Here is an 18,584-nt window from a genome sequence, read left to right as displayed (position 1 = left end):
ACCTTGTTAACTTGATTGTTCAATTCCAAGTTTGGCACATTGCGATGCCGTTTGAGGGGGGAGACCATTCCATCGTTTTCATGTATAGCCTTTGTATTAGATTGCTTGAGCGGTATAAGTTTCCGCATCTTGACTAACATCATTCGCGTATTGAGTAAGATGATGATTTAGAATATTTTCGGCGCGCTCAACAAACTCATCACGCTTAAATTTCCAACCTCTTAAATCGGCTTGCTTAGCCTGTGCAATGTAGTGCTCTAGACGCGTTTTTCTCAATAGATGTGCCTTTTTCGACAAATCAAATTCTACCAATGAGAAGTTGCGCTGTACTTTTTGAATATCCATGTGAACGGGGCGCTGTTCGTCATCAGCTGATGCTTGGCTTACGGATAGCTTTCCTTGCCCAATTACACCGACTATAACAATGATTGCTGATACCACTAAGCCTGAATAAACCCACTTTAAAAAGTTCATGCCCCACTCCTTGAACGATTTTGCACTTGTATCGATAAGCTCGCTACAATCCACTTAATTAGAAGTATTTATCACCAATGTATTGAGTCATTCGACTATTTAAGTTTCTAGCTTTCACGTTGCAGCAGATGTTTTCTGCCTGACAATACAAACTTTCGTCTATTCAATACATCAAGTAATTCACTCATATCTACTTAACCATATGCACCTTCCGCACCATATAGTTAATCTTTATTTTTCAGTAATTTAGATCAACCCAAAACTTATACTAAAGTTGTATAAGGTACTTTCTACACACAGCAAGATAAAATTTTCCTTTCAAATTTAATAAACTCACTCCCCTTAATACTGTACACTTATACAGTATTGAGGTATACCACAACAAGCAAAGTACTGGTATGGAATCTTGTTTTTTTTCAGACCGTCTACCACGTACATTTGCCTAGAGAAAGTGACCATTTGCGATGCATGACAAACTCATTCAAAAACTCGAAATTCTTTCAGATGCCGCTAAGTATGACGCTTCTTGCGCAAGTGGCTCCGCCGGTAAACGAAAAGCAGGTAAAAGTGACAAAACAGGAATAGGTTCGCTCACAGGAGGGTCAGGGATATGTCACAGCTTTACCCCTGATGGTCGATGCGTATCATTACTTAAGATCCTAATGACCAACTATTGCATATACGATTGCCATTACTGCATCAATAGGGTATCTAGCAACGTTCAACGAGCGCGTTTTACCGTTAAAGAAACGGTTGATTTAACGCTTAATTTTTATAAGCGTAACTACATTGAGGGATTATTTTTAAGTTCCGGTATTGTCGGCTCTCCTGACCTGACTATGGAGAGCATGGTACGCATCGCGAAGTCTCTTCGCATTGATCACGGATTTAAAGGATACATTCATCTTAAGACCATTCCGAATGCATCTCCTGAACTACAGGCTGAAGCTGGCTTATATGCAGATAGGCTAAGTATAAACATCGAAATGCCGACACAAAATTCGTTGAACAAATACGCCCCGGAAAAAGACCTTGGTGAAATTCACGGTTCAATGAATACATTGAAAGACAAAATAAATGAACACAAAGTAGATAAAACCTACTCGGGCAAACGCCCACCTCGCTTTGCTCCTGGCGGACAGTCCACTCAGATGATCATAGGCGCCGATGACTCAAATGATAAAGTTATCCTTGGCACGAGTGTCAAACTGTATGGTCAACAAAAATTGCGGCGCGTTTACTATTCTGCATTTTCGCCCATCCCAGATGCGTCTGAAGTCTTGCCTCTTAAACCGGCGCCACTTATCCGTGAACACCGACTTTATCAGGCCGATTGGCTCTTGCGCTTTTATGGATTTGGTTTAGATGAAATCGTACACAACGACATGCTAGATATGGAGCACGACCCCAAGCTTGCGTGGGCGCTACGCAATCGCCACATATTTCCCATCGATTTAAACAAAGCTGACAAGCTACTTTTATTGCGAGTTCCTGGACTGGGAGCACGCACAGTACAAAAAATTTTGGCTATTCGACGTTACACAAAGCTTAGCTGGTTCGATCTCACAAAAATGCGTTTACCCTTACAAAAATTAAAACCGTTCATTACTGTTAGTGATTATTCCCCCGCTATCCATTTGCTCGATAGCAGTAACTTTGAACAACAATTTAAACAACCAAAACAGTTTGAATTGTTCAGCGCCTAATCTAATTGGTACCACAATGAAAAAAGTAACAATTTCATCAGTGCCCGGATACGACGAATGGCGAAAAGCATCGAGAGAATGTCTAGCCCAACACATACCTCCGGAGAACGTTACATGGCAAACTTCGCAATCTAACCAAGACGACTTGTTTGCCGTGACCGATTCGGCCAACGCTATTGGTGAAAGCCAAACGAATTACAGAATTCCCCGATCAGTTTTAACGCTGTTGAAGTATGCGTTATGCCACCAAGCCACCGATCGTTTCGCTTTATGTTACCGCGTTTTATGGCGAGTAGTTTTCGAAAACAGAAACCTTATTCACTTAAAAACTGACGAAGATGTGTTGCGTCTCAACGTGCTGGCTAAAGCAGTAAAACGCGATGCATATAAGATAAGTGCTTTTTTGAGATTTCGAGAAGTTGTACTTGACGGACAAGAGCATTTTATTGCGTGGTATGAACCAGAACACTTCAGCTTGGAATTGAAGCTCGATTTTTTTCAGACTCGTTTTAAAAATATGTGTTGGTCAATACTTACCCCTTATCGAGCTGCGCATTGGAATACTAAAACACTTGTTTTGGAAGATAATCCTGATCCAAGTATCATTCCAAATGATGACAGAATTGAAAAATACTGGCTCACGTATTATGCAAATATATTTAATCCTGCCCGCGTAAAAACAAAGGCAATGTTAAGTTCAATGCCCAAAAAATACTGGAAGAATATGCCTGAGACGTCGCTTATTAACGATATGATACGCCAATCGGATGCTAGAGCACGTAAGATGATACTAAATGGGAAAAAAGTGGAGAATGGTGAATAAGTTCTCCTGACAAATATTAGCAGCTGTGCTTCCCTTGTTTTTTGTGATTTGGAAAGCTCTGTAAATCGTGACCAGAAAAAAAGGGGCCGAGGCCCCTTTCTTGTGTAAAGCAACAATGATATTAGTTCATCGCAGTTTCAGTAACTACACGAAGGTTGCTTTCAACATCTTTTACGTCAGACGCATTCTTGGCAATTTCCACAGCTAGGTCACGCTCAGCATCAGAATCAACGTCGCCAGTCAGTGTTACTACACCGTTTTCTACGTCAACATCGATGTCGAAACCTGAAATATCGGTATCCATAAGAAGACGAGTTTTGATTACTGTGGCGATTTTGGCGTCAGTTAACTCGCTTGTGCCTTCGTCAACAGTATCTTCCATGTCATCTGACATGTCGCCTTCCATATCTTTGTCAGAGACAACCGTTAGCTTGTTGTCTACAGACGTTACACCGTCAATATTCGCTACTAGCTCCTCCGCTAGCTTTTTATCAACAGAGTTCTCAACCTTACCAGTAAGAACGACATTACCGTTTTTAACGTCAGTATTAATGTCGAATGAATCAAGGTTACCATTGAACAACAGCGTTGCTTCTGCTTTGCCATCAATCCATGCGTCTTTGGCACCTTTCTCCCATTTGTTGTCTGTGTCCATGTCACCTGCATATGCAGCTGTAGTCAAAGTTGTAGCAACAATCATAGAAATAAGTGAACGTTTCATAACATTTCTCCTTTGTCGAAACTCGTAGATAGTCATGCCAATTCCTTGCCAACAAAATAAGACATTGTTTTATATGATAAATATTAATATCCAGGGCTAGTTAAGTAAGTTTTGTTTTGCAAACTTTGCCTTTGTTTGAGAACTTTTTACTTAATTTTGTTAATGCCCAAAACTCGTCAACTTCACTTAAGAAAAGCACCTATCAATTGTACTAGGGGATAACTTTTTGTCGTTGGCCGCCGCTAAGTTACAGTGATACTTAGGTTAAACTTATTTCACAAAGCTGCCGTAGTTATAACGATTTGTGTCGCTTCACTAGATTTAATTTTGCAGACAGAAGCAACAGGTGGAGTGTTTTTCGTTAATTAAACTCAAGGACCAACTAGACATGGATACTGCACTTACTGCTGTTTCAGTCTTATTTATAGCCGTAAGCTGGGCCCCTTTGCTTCCTTCTTCTCATTGGTTAGTAAGAGTGTGGGAATTTCCGCGACTACAAATAGCAGCTATCATTTCTTTGTTAATTGCTGGGCATATTTTTGAATCAACCTATTACGCACAGATAGATAGCCTAGCAGTAATTATTGTCGCTGGATTAACAGTTAGCCTTATTTATCAGGTTATCTGGATCATTCCTTATACCCCTCTGTATAAAAGAGAAGTTAGGCACGTCGAGGTTGAGAGTGCGAGCCAAAAGCTAAGTGTTTTATCAAGCAATGTGTATATGCCTAATGACGATTTTCGCAAGCTCATTGAACATGTACGTAATAAGCAACCTGATTTTCTCGTAACGTTGGAATCTAATGAGAAGTGGCAGAAAGGCATCAGTGAAATTGAATCTGAATACCCGTATCGTAAATTTTGCCCACTCGAAAACCTCTACGGTATGCACCTTTATAGTAAGCTTCCCTTTGAAGAGGTCTCATTGCGATTTTTAATAGAAGAGGATGTGCCGTCTATGAAAGTTAAAATCAATCACCACGGACAAGATGTCACGCTATATTTTCTTCATCCAAAACCACCAAGCCCAACAGAGAACACCTATGCAAAACCCAGAGACGTAGAACTTACGGTTGTGGGGGAAGAAATAGCTGAAACAGAGGGCCCTATTGTCGTCGCTGGCGATCTTAACGATGTGGCTTGGTCACCTACTACCAGAAAGTTCAAGAAAATAAGCGGACTTTTAGACCCACGAGAGGGGCGCGGTTTTTTCAATACATTTCACGCGAAATATCCTTTAGTGAAATGGCCGTTAGACCACGTATTTCACTCGGAACATTTTGCATTGGTCAATATAGAGAAGCTTGAAAGCATAGGCTCAGACCACTACCCGCTTTATACCGAACTAGCGTTAATCACGGACAAGGAGTAATACTCAAGACTGTAAATCTAATGAGAGCTACGGTGTTTGACACACCACATGAGGCTATCACACGCCTCTTCACGCTTTTTAAAATGGGCTAGCCCTATTAGCTTGTTATCCCGAGGCCAAACCGCTTGGTTTAGCACCTCTTGATCTTCTGCCGATAGTTGTTCGCTATCTAACACAATCTCAACCGCTTTTTTGTTGGGTTTTATTAATGTGGGGTTAGCTTCTTTGACCAGAGCAGAGTTCACACAAATATACTCTCTCTTAACAGGGTCTCTCACCACGCCGATGTAGTTGTTGTCGCAAATTATAGCTGGCCAGCCTTCCGTTATTCTGCTCTGTCCAAACATTACGAGTGTAAAGGCAACAAGAACGAAAAGTGTTAAACCGATAAATTGAGCGCTCAAATCTGGTGCTACGCTTACAATAACGCCGACAACAGCTGCGAAAAATATCCAGCCGCCAAATACTCTGCGCATAGCATTTGGTGAGATACCAGATATAACATCAACCACCTTTAATGATTGTTTGTCATAGTGTCGAATGAATACAGACGATTGTGATTCCACAGCCTTTGTCCACCAGAAAAAATACGAAATTCAGAAATTAATACGTTACAAGTAAGGCTGAAGATTTACCTACACTCTGAGTGAGTAAAAACCAATAACATGAGATTAGTTCTACTCGAAAGAAAACGTGTTAAGCAATATTTGTAGGAATATTTAAACTATTGAATTGTAATGTTTAACCTACTCACCAAGCATATCAAAATATGTGGGAACGGCAAAGCAATTACGCGCTAGACGCACAGTAAAACAAGACTTATGAAAAGAAGCGTCATGTTAATCTGCAAATTAGAACAGACCACCAAGAATTAACATAAAAAACTGCTGTTGGCCTCCATACATTCGTTTGTAAATTTTTCTCTCACTTTGCACCTCTTGCTTGCCTTGGCGCTCAACCATTGCTGCAAACACTCAAAAACAGAACTTGAAATTACACTTTTTATCAAAAAATCAATAATTTACAAAACAGGAACACTCTTTGCTTCTACGAAAGTATAACGTTCAACGTTTCATGTCGTCGTTATTACAGGTTCAACAAATTAGAAAGGGAGGAAGAGTATGCGTTCACCAATAAGTGCAGTAACTATTGTTAAGAGCAGAACTGAGAAACTGGCCAATTTGATTACTCAGTTAGAGCAATGCTCTCCAACGCCAGATGAGCTAGTCATTGTTTGGATGGCACCTCCTTCTGATTTGTCACTCGTACGCAGTGACAAATTCGACATTGTTCACAAGTTTGTGACTCAAGATGCTCTTCCGATAGCGAAAGCGCGCAACAAGGGTATGTCAGCGGCCAAGCACGCGAATTTAGTTTACCTAAACGTAGACGCAGTTATTGCCCCATCGCTTTTTAGAGATGGCTTGCTTGCGCTTCGTGACAACACCGTAGTGTTCACATCAGTGGTGTTTTTACCCAACGAGCGCTGTTGTAAGCCCTACCGACAAATTTCAAAAGATGAAAAAGAAATCGGTTATTTAGCAAGTAATGACGACACGTTACCCGAAGACGACAATAACGAAATACCTTCAAGAGATCAGGAAATTAATCATGGAAAGTTTAGTGACGATAGTATTTGTTCTACAGTGTTTTTTATTCGTAAGGCAGACTTTCAGAAAACCGGCGGCTTCGATGAAGGCTACGCGGGTTTCGGACTAAACGACGAAGATTTCTTCACTAACTGTAGGGCATTAGGGTTTTCGTTAGAGCAATTGCCCACGCGAACATTTGCACCACACCGGCCTAATTATCAATGCCCGATAAATCACCTTTTAGACTTTGTTCATAATGCACAGCGTTTTCACTCGAAATGGGGATTTTACCCATGTGTCAATGTATTGAACGCGTATGCAGACCAAGGTTTTATTAATGCTGACTTCAAGCAAAACGGCATTAAGATCAAGCACCTCCCCCAGCAGGTAGAGGAAGACAAGGCGGACGCGCCGGTTGAGCAATTAACGGTAACCAACGCCCAAAACAATGTTGAATTTACGTCTTTTCATTCGCCGGAGAAAGGCTCTGACCTTTTAAGCACGACCGCATAAAACGCTTTCAGGGAGATATGGAATGTCTTTATTGAAACCGAATCTAACCGAGCGCTTTTTGTCGTTTGTAGGGGAAGCCGATTTCCCCTGCGTCGGAGCCAAAACAGCCCTCAATAAAAGCCAAATTCATGTGAATCAATACGACGATATTCGCTGTCCTCTCAATGAGACAGATATGTTGGCGTCAATTCACCAATTTGTAGAGTCGTTTGATCTTGAACGGGACATGTACTCCTCTTTGGTCGCAACTTTTGAGCTTCCAGATACGATAAGCGAAACTGAATTTGATCGGGTTTTATGGGAAAAATTGCAGCGTTTACACGAGATTGACGCCTGTTTAAAACCTTGGGATAGTAAAGTATCAAGTGACCCTCATAACGCTCAGTTTAGCTTGAGTTTAGGCGGAAAGGGTTTCTTTGTAGTTGGACTGCATCCAAATGCATCAAGAAAAAGCCGTCGATTTCCCTACCCTGCCATCGTGTTTAATTTACACGAGCAATTTGACATGTTGAGAAAGCAGAAGCGTTTTGAAGCATTCAAAGACCACATTCGTAAACGAGATACCGCGTACTGCGGAAGTAAAAATGAGCTACTCGCAAACCATGGTGATAGCTCAGAGGTATATCAATATAGTGGTGTAAAACATTCCGAAAACTGGGAATGCCCGTTCAAGCGGATTAAGCACTAAACCTAAATAAAAGGGACAAGTCACATAATGTTACAAACTATACAGCCAAGAAGCGGCACTGCATTTACTATGAAAAAAGGGGAAAGACTTAAAGTTATTGATCCAGAAGGTGAACAAGTGGCTGACCTCTATGCGTTCAATGAACACGATAAAAATGAGTTTATCTCTTCAGGACGAAGTTTAGATTACAATGAAAGCATCCAATTCAAAAAAGGCAGCTTGCTATACTCTAATCAAAGTAACGTGATGTTCGAAATTATTGAAGACACTGTAGAAGACCATGACTTTCTTTTGACTCCTTGCAGTGTTGACACGTTTAAGCATTTTTATCCCAATGAAGAGCCTGTACCTGGGTGCCACGGCAATTTAGTCGCGGCTTTTTCAGAGTTTGACATCCCAGAGCATCACGTTTGTACCACATTCAATACCTTTATGAATGTGGAGGTAGACGCCAAGGGTAAAATATCTGTTCTTCCTCCTAAGTCTAATGCCGGTGATTACACAATATTTGAAGCAAAGATGGATCTAATCGTAGGGTTAACCGCGTGTTCAGCGGGCGAGTCAAATAACTTCCGTTACAAACCGATTCAGTTTGAAATTTTACCCGCGGCTAACATCTAGCCGCGAGCGTTATCTTCTAAATAAACAAGCGCTACCGAGCTTCTGCAATGGCGCTTGGCTTTTCTTGTTGCCAGTTAAGTCGCATATCCCACTTGAAACGATGTTCAGGCTTAAGCGGTGGCTGTTCGGCATCAATAGTGCTTAACACATTAGTCGCCTTAGTCAGCGTTGCGTCGCGACCGAACAAATAGCTTTGCTCTTTCACTATGGTCAAATACGCTTTGTTCAACGCATACGCGCGCTCTGGTGAAGGAGTAATGATGTCGTACACTGACTTGGCACGTTGCACCTCTTCCACCTTGACCATGCCTTTTTCATCAAACCATTTGGCCAGCATTTCTCCGTTTTGACGGAACTCATCGCCACCGCCCACGCGCTCCATGTAAGTGAGAAACTCGCCTTTTTCCTCGTTGATATTTGGCACATCTTCAATTTCACGCAGGTCTATATAGCCCCACCCCGCTTGTCCGGGAACTTTCCGTGCAAATGAAAATGTTTGGTCAAAGGTTGACCCTACTGTTTTGTGACAGCCGTTACAAAACGCAAGCTCTTGAGCGTGCTGTGCACGAAGTTCGCCCTGCTCATTTTCAATGAAGCCATTAATTGTCCAGCCAAAGCCGTTGTCTATTCCTTTTTCACCTAAGTAGCGGGTTTGAGGCAGCTTTTCAAAATGCTTATCTTTTGCTTCCGCATAATAGGCAGATGCTAAGCTTTCTCTGCTTCTGAACATATGCTTTTTCATGTAGCGCACTTCCTTCATACGCGGCGCGTTATAAATATGCCCGTTTTCATCCACGCCAATGTAGCGCACGGTATGTAAGAATTCTGTACCTTCGGGGTAAAGCATGTGCGCTAGCGGAACATTGCTTGCGTCGCCAACATAATGCGACAAACGAGCGATTTCAGTCACTAAATTGGTGAGTTTTCCGTCTTGGTTTACGTCAAGGTTCAACGCTAATTCGTTGACCGGCGCCACAGTTAACGTATCCAGCTCTTTAAGTGCCATTTCAACCAAGCTTAAGTTTAATGTATAGATAGCCTTATTATACTTGCCTTTTAGCGTTTGAAAGCTTTCAGGAAGCCTGATCATAGCATCGCCAGTTGACCCGTTAGTCGGCCAAAAAGTACTTGGGAAAGGCTTGTAATTATACGACACCCATCCACTGCCATCTTTAGCAAACCCGTCGCCATCAAATGCCTTATCAGCGGCGCTCAAATTTTCAATACGCATGTAGTCTGGCATGGCGTCATTGTTAAGCGAAGCGGTATAGTTGTCTTGCGCTATATATTTTTTAATCGTGTCATCATCAATGCCCGCAATTAGTGATGTACGGTCAATAAACAGGTTTTTCCAGCTGTTTGTTAACCCTACGTCAGAAAATTCGTAGTTGCCCTGTAACGTGCCATCGCCCATTTGATTAGGACGCTTTTCCATTGAATCGTAACTTTGGTGGCATGCATAACATGGGTTGTTAACACCTTCTGTTTTGGTGTAACACTGGGGAGGAATAACCGATTCAGGGTTATACACTTCATCGTGTTCAATATATGCCAGAGCGGGAATAGCATCGCCTTCTTGATAAGGATAAGCGTGGGTACTGTCGGTCTTTTCGTGAGTAGAAGTAGGCAGTTGTGTGTCAACTGTAAAGCTTGTTGAGTTTTGCTCATAGTTTGACTGATTGTTCACGTCAGTACCCGTGTTATCAGTGCATCCTGCACTGATAAGTAGTGAAAGCAGAATGCCTACACCTGAAGTTATTTTTAACATTTTCATAATCATCACAACGGAAAAATCCGGGTACGTAGGGCCTGTTGACCTTTGTTGTACACCAAAGGTTAACAGGCCCTAGGTACCCGGAGTATTTTTAAATTAAAAAGAAAACTTACTTATCTGCTGGCTCATACATCCACAGCGTATTGTTTTCTTGGAAACCGTCTTCACCGATAAGAATACGGCCGTCGTTCATCACCACTACGTTATCTGGTTGAGAAAGCTGTTCAACGTCACAACGCTCGGCGCCAGTTAGGCTTGAACGGTACGTACCGCCCATCACCACAGGTTCAATACGAGAGATGTTATAGCCTTCTTCAAGCTTGGCACGATAAACACCACCACAGTCTTTAACGCGGGCTGAAAGCTGCATATCGCCTTCACCGTCAATCATTGTGTTGTCGATATCAGCGATGCCGATGTAAAGGTATGCATTCTGTACCACTTCACCTTCGATAGTATCTACACCTTCAACCGCTTCCTTTGCGCGTTTCTGGTTGATTGAGATACCTTCCAGTTTTCTCCACTCTGCGGTAGCCCCTTTAAGACGGGCCGCTGCACGACTCTCTAAGAACGCTACGCGGTTATCCATTGGCTGTCCTGCTGTTACGCTAGAGCCACCTTCCTCTACCGTTGGATAGGTCGCATCGCCATCAGCCCATGCTTGAACGTCGGCCATAGTAATGTAAGAACTTTGTCCATCCACGTAATCGTCGGTACCAATACCATTGTATTCATCAATCCACGCGCGAATAGTCAGGTTATCACCGCTAGCTAATTCCACCCATTCAACCGCAAAACCAGTTGTCGCAGGATCATTCTGACCTGCGTCCTGAGTGAGCTTAGCGCCGTAAAGTGTACCTGCCGATAAGTCTTCAGCTGTGTCTGCGACAAACTTAAACAGTACGCCACCCGTATCATCTTGAGAAAGGTAAACCGTTTTTCCGTCAGGCATGACCGTTGAGTTCTCATGCTCGTAACGGCCCATGGCGAAATGCTTAACAACAACCGGCTCATCAGCCAACGGCTCTGTTACTTCCGCAATGTAGCCATAGTTGTACGGGTTTGGCGCATCTGGCGCCGTCATTTGCCACATACGACCTAAGCGCGCATCTGTAGAAACGGCCTCTGGGTTATTCCAGCTTGGTGATGTTGTCGTATCCACCGCCGAATCAACCACCCACTCTTCTGAAGTAAGCGGTGTACCCCAAGGTGACATTGAACCAAAGCAGTTTGCCGCCGTTCCCCACACTGGCGAGAAATCCAGCATCATGGCTTCAGTTACTTCCCACATACCAAACTCGTCTTTTTCAACTTTCATGCGGCTCATACCGCCAGGAAGCTCTTCCCAGTTCGAGAAAAGGTAACCTTCGCCTTCGGCGGTTGAGATGAAGCCGTTAAAATCAGGCATGTCATTTTCAAGAACCAACTCTTCGCCATCCAACGTGTAGATGTGACCTAAGCCTTCTGGTAGGTCAGTACCGAAAGTGTCGCCCGTTTGTCCAAGTACTTGATATTGACCAATGGCAGAAACCACCAGCTCTTTTTCTTCATCTGAGCTTGGTACAGGTGAATTTGGTAATGTTACTGGCAGATTGTTGAAGTTAGCACCTGCAAGCACGCCCACTGTACCGGTGTTGATAGGCATTGCATTTACACTGGTTGTCGCCGCATTAGTGCCAGACGGGTGCTGAACGTTAAAAAATAAATCGCCTTCGTCTGTTAAGAATATACCGGTCACTTCTGCACCAAGTGGAACCGTAGCAATACGTGTTAGCGTACCTGCACTATCACCTTGAGGACCTTGATCGCCCACCGGGCCCTGATCTCCTACTGGGCCTTGCTCACCTACAGGGCCTTGTACACCGTCTTCGCCATCGTCACCTTCCAGTGAACAGGCAGTCATCCCTAGTGTTACAGCCAGTGCTATCGCTGAATACTTAATTCCACGAAGAGTTTCGCTTTTCATTATAGTTCCTTGCTTATACTTGTTTTCGATGTTGAGTGGAGGTAAGCAGAAGACTCACCTCAGTAAACGGTCTTAGCGGGCGAAAGTCTGGAGGACATTTGTGACATTCCGGTGACAGTGAATTGACACCAAAATGAAGCTTTATTGACACAAGGGTCTGAAAAAACGACTAAAACAGATGCGAAAATTTACGAAGGCGCTGTAATCATTGGGATTATTGAATGATCAATCAAGAAAACCTAAACCACTCAGTCAGTTTATGAATTATTTGTTTCACAATACTGGTCAGAGCTTTGTGCCCGTGAACACAACAGCACATAACTGCTTGAAAGTTGGATGGGCTAAAAATGGAAAAAGAGGGTAGTTGGAAAAGGCAATTAGAGAAAGGCATGGTATAAGCTAACGGGCTACGCATTTCGCTAAGGCCCGTTAGCCTGGTCGCTAAGTAATACTTAGTTTAAGACGGTAAGAGGATGATTATACATCTTTAATTTATTAACCAGATAATCTTCGAACTGCTTTGCACTTTGTACATCACTACTGCGCTTAGGCCAAACCGCGAGAATTTTATAATCTAAAGCGGTTAAAGGTTTGAACAATACAAGGTGGTCATGTTCACCCTCGAATACCTTTTCGACCTGATCTAATCGATAAACAACGGCCAATCCTAAGTTGTCATTATCTGCCAAGATACTTTGCGTTCCCCAAGTCGCTACAACGCCCCACTCACCACGCTCGGCTTTAATCACCTGCATTCCATCATGCGCCACTAGACCTGCGACAATATTATCCGATGGCTCTGATACAGAAACGCTGATGTGGGTGGTGGGGTCAAACGCATCAATTCGATAGTGCGTGGTAACGTCGATGCTGTCCGCTTTCGCATCAGACGATGACCACCCTTCGTAGCCAACCTCGAACTCAGCCCGCAACTGAGAGTTCGAGACTAATTGGTATTGCGTATTCTCTACATGCTGAAAGTGCATAACTGTCTGCGTTGAGGAGTCTTGGGTTTCTTGTTCTGTTAATCGACCTAGCGCACCCACGCCCAACGATTTACCAACTTTAAGCGCGTCTCCACCCCACGAAGATAAATTATGATAGCTATCGTAGCCGTCTTGCCCCACCTCAGGTAATACTACACTGTCGTTCGCTTTAACAAAGACATCAATAGCGTTACGCCAATCAAGATAAAGGCGATAGCCCATTTGATCAGACTCCCAGCCTGGTCCTTCGTAACGCAAAAAGTAAGAATGATCGGTCAATTGCGGAGGCGATGTGAATGAGGTAACTTCTTCAAAAGAAAAACCCTCAGCGCTATATACTGCGTCTTGCCACTCTCCTCCTGTTCTTACGGAAAGTTCAGCGTGCGCCCGGTCTTTAAGGTTAACATTCGTAGCTTGCTCAGGTGGCATAAGTTCCAATGACGCACTACTTCCTGGCGCAATGGATGCTGCACCTAGTAACACCGCTTGCCCTTCGCTATTCTCAATCCATTCTGACGGATATTGCTTTAACTTCCACCCCGAATATTGCGGGGGCAGAGATACTTCAAAAATTTGATCGCCGCTACCACCGTCTGCCGAATTTTTCACCTTAACAGACAAAGCCGAATTTATATCCCCTTGTGAGCAACTTGCCAATAATGGCACCAAAATTAGACCTATCTTACTAAATTTCATCACTTTTATGCTCTCCATCGGTTGTTAACGCATTTAACTAATTAACGATATTTATAAACAATATATTGACAAATGCCACCGGTGGCAATTATTTTAAATTTTGTTAACGAGATTTTTCAATTTAGTATGTCGATAAAATTCGTCATACCCATGAACCATTTAGTGAAAGGTAAATTACATGGTCAACTTTAGCCTAGAAGGTAAAACCGCATTAGTGACCGGAGCAAGTCGAGGTATAGGCCAAGCGCTTGCTTTAGCACTCGCCACTTCTGGCGCCTTCGTCATCTGCGCCAGTTCTCGACCAGGTGGATGTGACGAGACACTACGTAAAATTCAAAGTGAAGGTGGTCAAGCCATGGCATTAGATGCCGACCTCGCTGATGCCGACGCGGTAGTTAAACTTGCTGAAGATGCGTTAAGCATTAAAGGACACATCGACATCCTGCTGAATAACGGCGGCACTATTTTCAGAGCACCAGCAACCGACTTTCCTTTTGACGAGTGGAAAAACGTGCTTGCTGTCAACATCGATTCAGCTTTCCTACTTAGCCAAACTATTGGCAAGACGATGGTAGAACGGGGACAAGGCAAAATCATCAATATTGCATCAATGTTAAGTTATACAGGTGGCATCACCGTTCCTGCCTACACAGCGAGTAAACACGCCATCGCGGGTCTTACGAAAGCGCTAGCAAACGAATGGGGCCAATATAATGTGCAGGTGAACGCTATTGCGCCAGGTTACATCAAAACCGATAACACCCAAGCACTGCAAGATGATGAAACGCGCAGTGCTGAAATTTGTGCCCGCATTCCAGCAAATCGCTGGGGGGAAAGTGATGATTTAGCAGGTGCGGCGGTATTTCTTGCGAGCGCAGCAAGCAATTACGTAAACGGCCATATCCTTGCTGTCGACGGCGGCTTTCTAGCACGTTAATTAACGAATGGGGGATACAGCCATGAGCGATAGAAAAGACATGAGCAAGAAAATAGATACCCGATATGCTATCGGTCGTAAAGAGGCCAATGCTTACAACACGCAAGAATTGCGTGACGCATTTTTAGTCGATACCCTAATGATACAAGGTGAAGTCGTATGGATATACACCCACTACGAACGCTTTATGCTTGGAAGTGCCGTACCGACAACGTCAGCGCTAACGCTAGAAACCATTGAAGATCAGTTAAAGATGCCGTTCTTTACCGCCCGTCGCGAAGTCGGTGTAATTAATATCGGCGGGCCTGGAACCATTACTGTTTCAGGCACCACTTATCACCTTGATAATGAAGAGGCCTTGTACATCGGACAAGGCAATGAAGAAGTCATTTTTGAGTCGGACAACGCGTCCAACCCTGCCAAATATTACTTAAACTCGGCGCCGGCTCACCACGCCTATCCCTGCAAAAAAATAGGCAGCACAGATGCAAACATCCTTCACTTAGGCAGTCAGGAAACCTCCAACAAGCGTGATATCAAACAGTTACTTATCAATACTGTTGTCGATACTTGTCAGCTTCAAATGGGACTAACGCGTCTGCATACAGGCTCTGTCTGGAACACCATGCCAGCTCATCAACATGACCGACGCAATGAAGTGTACTTTTACTTTGATATGGATAGCGACAGCCGCGTATGTCACTTCATGGGCGAACCTCACGAAACTCGCCATATTTTTGTAGCGAATGAAGAAGCCGTGGTATCGCCACCTTGGTCCATTCATTGTGGTGTAGGTACTGGAAGCTATGCATTTATCTGGGGAATGGCAGGTGAAAACCTGGATTACGATGATATGGATAAGTTTCCGCCTTCACAGTTGCGTTAAGCAGCCCTGCTCTAATTAGGTGTAATGATTATGTTGCGGTATATAAAACTCACACTGTCAGCCACGGCCCTGTTGCTAACCTCGGCGTGTTCGCAAAATGAACTGCAAGGCGAAGTCACCGTATTGCGCTTGGGGCATACGTTGGACACTCAACACTCAGTACATAAAGCAATGGAATATCTTGGAGAGCGCCTAGATTACTATTCTGACGGTACAATGAGTGTGGTTATTTACCCGAGCAGCCAGCTGGGAACCGAGAGGGAGATGGTAGAACTGCTGCAGATTGGCTCACTCGCCATGACTAAGGTGTCGGCAAGTCCTTTGGAAGGGTTTGCTCCCGAAATGAAGATTTTTAGCATTCCCTATATTTTCCGCGATAACGAACACTTCTGGCGTGTATTAAACTGCGATTTAGGCGATGAGTTACTATCTGGTGTTGAAGACTTCCGACTTAAAGGCCTCGGCTATTACGATGCGGGAAGCCGTAGTTTTTACACCAACGATAAACCAATAGAAACACCAAGCGATCTGAACGGGCTCAAAATTCGCGTATTGAACAGCCCTACTGCAGTAGCAACAGTTCGCGCACTCGGAGGAGCTGCAACCCCCGTTGCCTGGGGAGAACTGTACACTGCGCTTCAGCAAGGCGTTGTAGACGGCGCAGAGAATAACCCGCCCAGCTACTACCTTTCACGTCATTATGAAATTGCCCGTTACTACAGTCTTGACGAGCATACCAGTGTTCCAGACGTCATGCTGGCATCGCTGCCGGTATGGGAAAGTTTGAATGAACAGCAGCAAACGTGGCTAACCAAAGCAATGGAAGACTCTGTTGAATACCAACGCGAACTTTGGAAAACATCTACGCAAGCCTCTTTAGAAAAGGTAAAAGCCGAAGGCGTCACAGTTATTACGCCTGATAAAGCGCCTTTCGTTGAAGCGGTAAAGCCTTTTCATAAGAGCTTTGAAGACACGCCAATTGGCGACTTAATTACGCAAATAAAAGCGATGTAACAATGACAATAATACGCCTCATCGATAAAGCCTTAGCCGGCACCCTTATTATTGCCATGGTAAGTATTTTACTTACCGTAATTTGGCAAGTGGTCTCACGTTACGTACTTAAAGACCCTGCTTCGGTCACCGAAGAGTTGTCTAGGTTCATACTTATTTGGATTGGCATCTTAGGTGCGGCCTACGCCTATCGCCAAAACGCGCATTTGGGGTTCAACTTAATTGTTGAGCGTCAGTCTCGTAAAGTGAAACGCCTTCTACTTACCTGCGTTGAAGTCATTGTCATTATCTTCTGTGTTTTGGTGATGGTTTACGGCGGCGCTGAACTAGTGTCTCTTACATTAGAGCTAGAGCAAATCTCAGCGGCGCTAGGTGTGAAAATTGGCTTTATCTATAGCGTGCTTCCCTTATCTGGAGGCCTTATCATTGCCTATGCACTGGTTAACATTACTGCACTTTGGCGAAACAACAATAAGGAGTCAGCGTAATGGAACTGACCGGTATTATCTTAGTCGTCGCCTTTTTTGTACTCCTTCTTTTAAATGTTCCTATTTCGATCAGCATTGGTGTAGCCACGCTGCTTGCTATGGTAATGAGCATGGACATTGCTCCGGCAACCATTACTATTGCCCAGCGTATGGCAGGTGGTCTCAATAGCTTTGCGCTCTTGGCAATCCCATTTTTTGTTTTATCTGGCCTTATCATGGGACGCGGCGGGATAGCCAAGCGATTAATTGAATGTGCAATGGCGCTTATTGGTGCCCTTCCCGGTGGTTTAGCCTTAGTAAATGTTGTTTCCTGCATGCTGTTTGGTGCAATTTCAGGGTCTGCAGTAGCGACTACGTCTGCTATTGGCAGCTTCATGTTGCCCGAAATGAAGAAAGCTGGCTACGAGCCGAATTTTAGCGCAGCGGTCACTGCCGCTGCATCAACTACGGGAATGTTAATTCCGCCAAGTAATATCTTAATTGTATACGCAATCGCTAGCGGTGGCGTATCCATCGCCGCCCTCTTTATGGCTGGCTATATTCCAGGCATTATGGTGGGTCTAGCGCTCATGCTGGTGTGCTTTATCTACGCAAAAATGAAGGGATACCCCCTATCGCCGCGGCTTCCTATTAAAGTAGTTGTCGAAAAAACTATCGCAGCACTCCCTTCCCTATTCCTCATATTCTTAGTGATTGGCGGCATTGTGGGCGGCGTTTTTACCGCTACCGAAGCTGGTGCCATTGCGGTGGTTTACTCATTGCTGTTAGCTGTGGTGTTTTATAAAGAAGTGGATGCGAAAGCCCTACCTGATATTTTCTTGAAGGCGGCAGAAACGACGGCAATTGTAATGCTGCTTATCGCGGCCTCAACAGCGATGTCTTGGCTATTGTCGTTTGAGAACATTCCGCAAACCTTAAGTAACGCACTGTTGTCGATAAGCGATAACCCATTACTTATTCTTCTCTTAATCAACCTATTGCTTATCGTAGTTGGTGCATTCTTGGATATGACACCTGCCGTACTTATTTTTACGCCCATATTTTTGCCGGTGGCCTTAGAACTTGGAATGAGCGAACTGCAATTCGGCATCATGCTCGTACTCAACCTGTCTATTGGATTGTGCTCACCGCCCGTCGGCGCCGTACTTTTCATTACCTGTGCCATTGCCAAAACCAAACTTGAGAACATCATTCGACCGCTAATACCTTTATATGTGGCTATGTTTGTCGTTCTTATGCTAGTTACGTATGTCGCATGGTTCAGCGAAGCGCTACCACGTGCACTAGGATTTTAGTAAGGTAGAATCATCAAAACTGAAAAGTGTGG

At 43.9% G+C, this 18,584-nt stretch carries 17 protein-coding genes; 11 read left to right on the top strand and 6 right to left on the bottom strand.

Translation table 11 applies throughout. The annotated features are described in order from the left end of the window. Positions 1 to 96 precede the first annotated feature (96 nt). Positions 97 to 474 (bottom strand): hypothetical protein, encoded by a 378-nt coding sequence (locus WA381_RS16475; protein WP_014949857.1) that lies wholly within the window; start codon positions 472 to 474, stop codon positions 97 to 99. 464 nt (positions 475 to 938) lie between these two features. Between WA381_RS16475 and WA381_RS16470 the strand changes: the two genes are divergently transcribed. Together WA381_RS16470 and WA381_RS16465 are read left to right on the top strand one after the other, a co-directional pair. Beyond that, the gene (locus WA381_RS16470; RefSeq protein WP_061486041.1) at positions 939 to 2,180 is read left to right on the top strand and encodes a putative DNA modification/repair radical SAM protein; all 1,242 of its coding nucleotides are present in this window, start codon (positions 939 to 941) and stop codon (positions 2,178 to 2,180) included. Between the two features lie 16 nt (positions 2,181 to 2,196). Further along, positions 2,197 to 3,003 carry a TIGR03915 family putative DNA repair protein gene (locus tag WA381_RS16465; protein ID WP_014976822.1) on the top strand — a complete coding sequence of 269 codons (807 nt, stop codon included), beginning with the start codon at positions 2,197 to 2,199 and terminating at the stop codon, positions 3,001 to 3,003. 121 nt (positions 3,004 to 3,124) lie between these two features. On the opposite strand, the gene WA381_RS16460 is transcribed toward WA381_RS16465, so the two are convergent. Next, entirely contained in the window at positions 3,125 to 3,724 is a 600-nt protein-coding gene (locus WA381_RS16460; protein ID WP_014949860.1) for a BON domain-containing protein, read from the bottom strand. A gap of 388 nt (positions 3,725 to 4,112) precedes the next feature. On the opposite strand from WA381_RS16460, the gene WA381_RS16455 reads away from it, so the two are divergent. Further along, positions 4,113 to 5,096, top strand: coding sequence for an endonuclease/exonuclease/phosphatase family protein (locus WA381_RS16455; RefSeq protein WP_014979601.1), 984 nt, complete (start codon positions 4,113 to 4,115; stop codon positions 5,094 to 5,096). 17 nt (positions 5,097 to 5,113) lie between these two features. Here the strand turns inward: WA381_RS16455 and WA381_RS16450 are convergent, their stop codons facing one another. Further along, positions 5,114 to 5,662 (bottom strand): hypothetical protein, encoded by a 549-nt coding sequence (locus WA381_RS16450; protein WP_014949862.1) that lies wholly within the window; start codon positions 5,660 to 5,662, stop codon positions 5,114 to 5,116. 555 nt (positions 5,663 to 6,217) lie between these two features. Here WA381_RS16450 and WA381_RS16445 point away from each other — a divergent pair. From WA381_RS16445 to WA381_RS16435, 3 genes are read left to right on the top strand one after another with little or no spacing between them, the layout of a single operon-like run. Beyond that, on the top strand, positions 6,218 to 7,201 hold the full coding sequence (locus WA381_RS16445) for a glycosyltransferase family 2 protein (protein WP_014949863.1): 984 nt from the start codon (positions 6,218 to 6,220) through the stop codon (positions 7,199 to 7,201). A gap of 22 nt (positions 7,202 to 7,223) precedes the next feature. Next, the gene (gntA, locus tag WA381_RS16440; protein WP_014949864.1) at positions 7,224 to 7,889 is read left to right on the top strand and encodes a guanitoxin biosynthesis heme-dependent pre-guanitoxin N-hydroxylase GntA; all 666 of its coding nucleotides are present in this window, start codon (positions 7,224 to 7,226) and stop codon (positions 7,887 to 7,889) included. Between the two features lie 27 nt (positions 7,890 to 7,916). After that, positions 7,917 to 8,510: a DUF1989 domain-containing protein gene (locus WA381_RS16435; protein ID WP_014976827.1), complete on the top strand. Its 594-nt coding sequence runs from the start codon at positions 7,917 to 7,919 to the stop codon at positions 8,508 to 8,510. 31 nt (positions 8,511 to 8,541) lie between these two features. Here WA381_RS16435 and WA381_RS16430 read toward each other — a convergent pair whose 3' ends face one another. The 3 genes from WA381_RS16430 to WA381_RS16420 all read right to left on the bottom strand — a co-directional run bounded on the left by WA381_RS16430 (position 8,542) and on the right by WA381_RS16420 (position 13,932). Beyond that, positions 8,542 to 10,284 carry a hypothetical protein gene (locus tag WA381_RS16430; RefSeq protein WP_061486979.1) on the bottom strand — a complete coding sequence of 581 codons (1,743 nt, stop codon included), beginning with the start codon at positions 10,282 to 10,284 and terminating at the stop codon, positions 8,542 to 8,544. A gap of 109 nt (positions 10,285 to 10,393) precedes the next feature. Then, on the bottom strand, positions 10,394 to 12,250 hold the full coding sequence (locus WA381_RS16425; protein WP_156086537.1) for an alkaline phosphatase PhoX: 1,857 nt from the start codon (positions 12,248 to 12,250) through the stop codon (positions 10,394 to 10,396). A 452-nt stretch (positions 12,251 to 12,702) separates the two neighbouring features. Then, positions 12,703 to 13,932 (bottom strand): DUF4861 family protein, encoded by a 1,230-nt coding sequence (locus WA381_RS16420; RefSeq protein WP_156087346.1) that lies wholly within the window; start codon positions 13,930 to 13,932, stop codon positions 12,703 to 12,705. Between the two features lie 178 nt (positions 13,933 to 14,110). On the opposite strand from WA381_RS16420, the gene kduD reads away from it, so the two are divergent. From kduD to WA381_RS16395, 5 genes are read left to right on the top strand one after another with little or no spacing between them, the layout of a single operon-like run. Further along, positions 14,111 to 14,869, top strand: a complete 759-nt coding sequence (gene kduD / locus WA381_RS16415; RefSeq protein ID WP_014976831.1) for a 2-dehydro-3-deoxy-D-gluconate 5-dehydrogenase KduD — start codon at positions 14,111 to 14,113, stop codon at positions 14,867 to 14,869. 40 nt (positions 14,870 to 14,909) lie between these two features. Beyond that, positions 14,910 to 15,755, top strand: coding sequence for a 5-dehydro-4-deoxy-D-glucuronate isomerase (gene kduI, locus WA381_RS16410; RefSeq protein WP_061486980.1), 846 nt, complete (start codon positions 14,910 to 14,912; stop codon positions 15,753 to 15,755). Between the two features lie 30 nt (positions 15,756 to 15,785). Then, entirely contained in the window at positions 15,786 to 16,769 is a 984-nt protein-coding gene (locus tag WA381_RS16405; protein WP_061486981.1) for a TRAP transporter substrate-binding protein, read from the top strand. A 2-nt stretch (positions 16,770 to 16,771) separates the two neighbouring features. Further along, positions 16,772 to 17,257, top strand: coding sequence for a TRAP transporter small permease (locus WA381_RS16400; protein ID WP_061486044.1), 486 nt, complete (start codon positions 16,772 to 16,774; stop codon positions 17,255 to 17,257). Further along, on the top strand, positions 17,257 to 18,552 hold the full coding sequence (locus WA381_RS16395) for a TRAP transporter large permease (RefSeq protein ID WP_014949873.1): 1,296 nt from the start codon (positions 17,257 to 17,259) through the stop codon (positions 18,550 to 18,552). The genes WA381_RS16400 and WA381_RS16395 overlap by 1 nt, the downstream gene beginning before the upstream one ends. Positions 18,553 to 18,584 lie beyond the last annotated feature (32 nt).

This window comes from Alteromonas sp. CH_MED4-4 (assembly GCF_037029575.1).
GTDB lineage: Bacteria > Pseudomonadota > Gammaproteobacteria > Enterobacterales > Alteromonadaceae > Alteromonas > Alteromonas macleodii.
The sequence above is the reverse complement of the archived record's forward strand: the minus strand, read 5'-3'. Positions and strand labels throughout refer to the sequence as shown.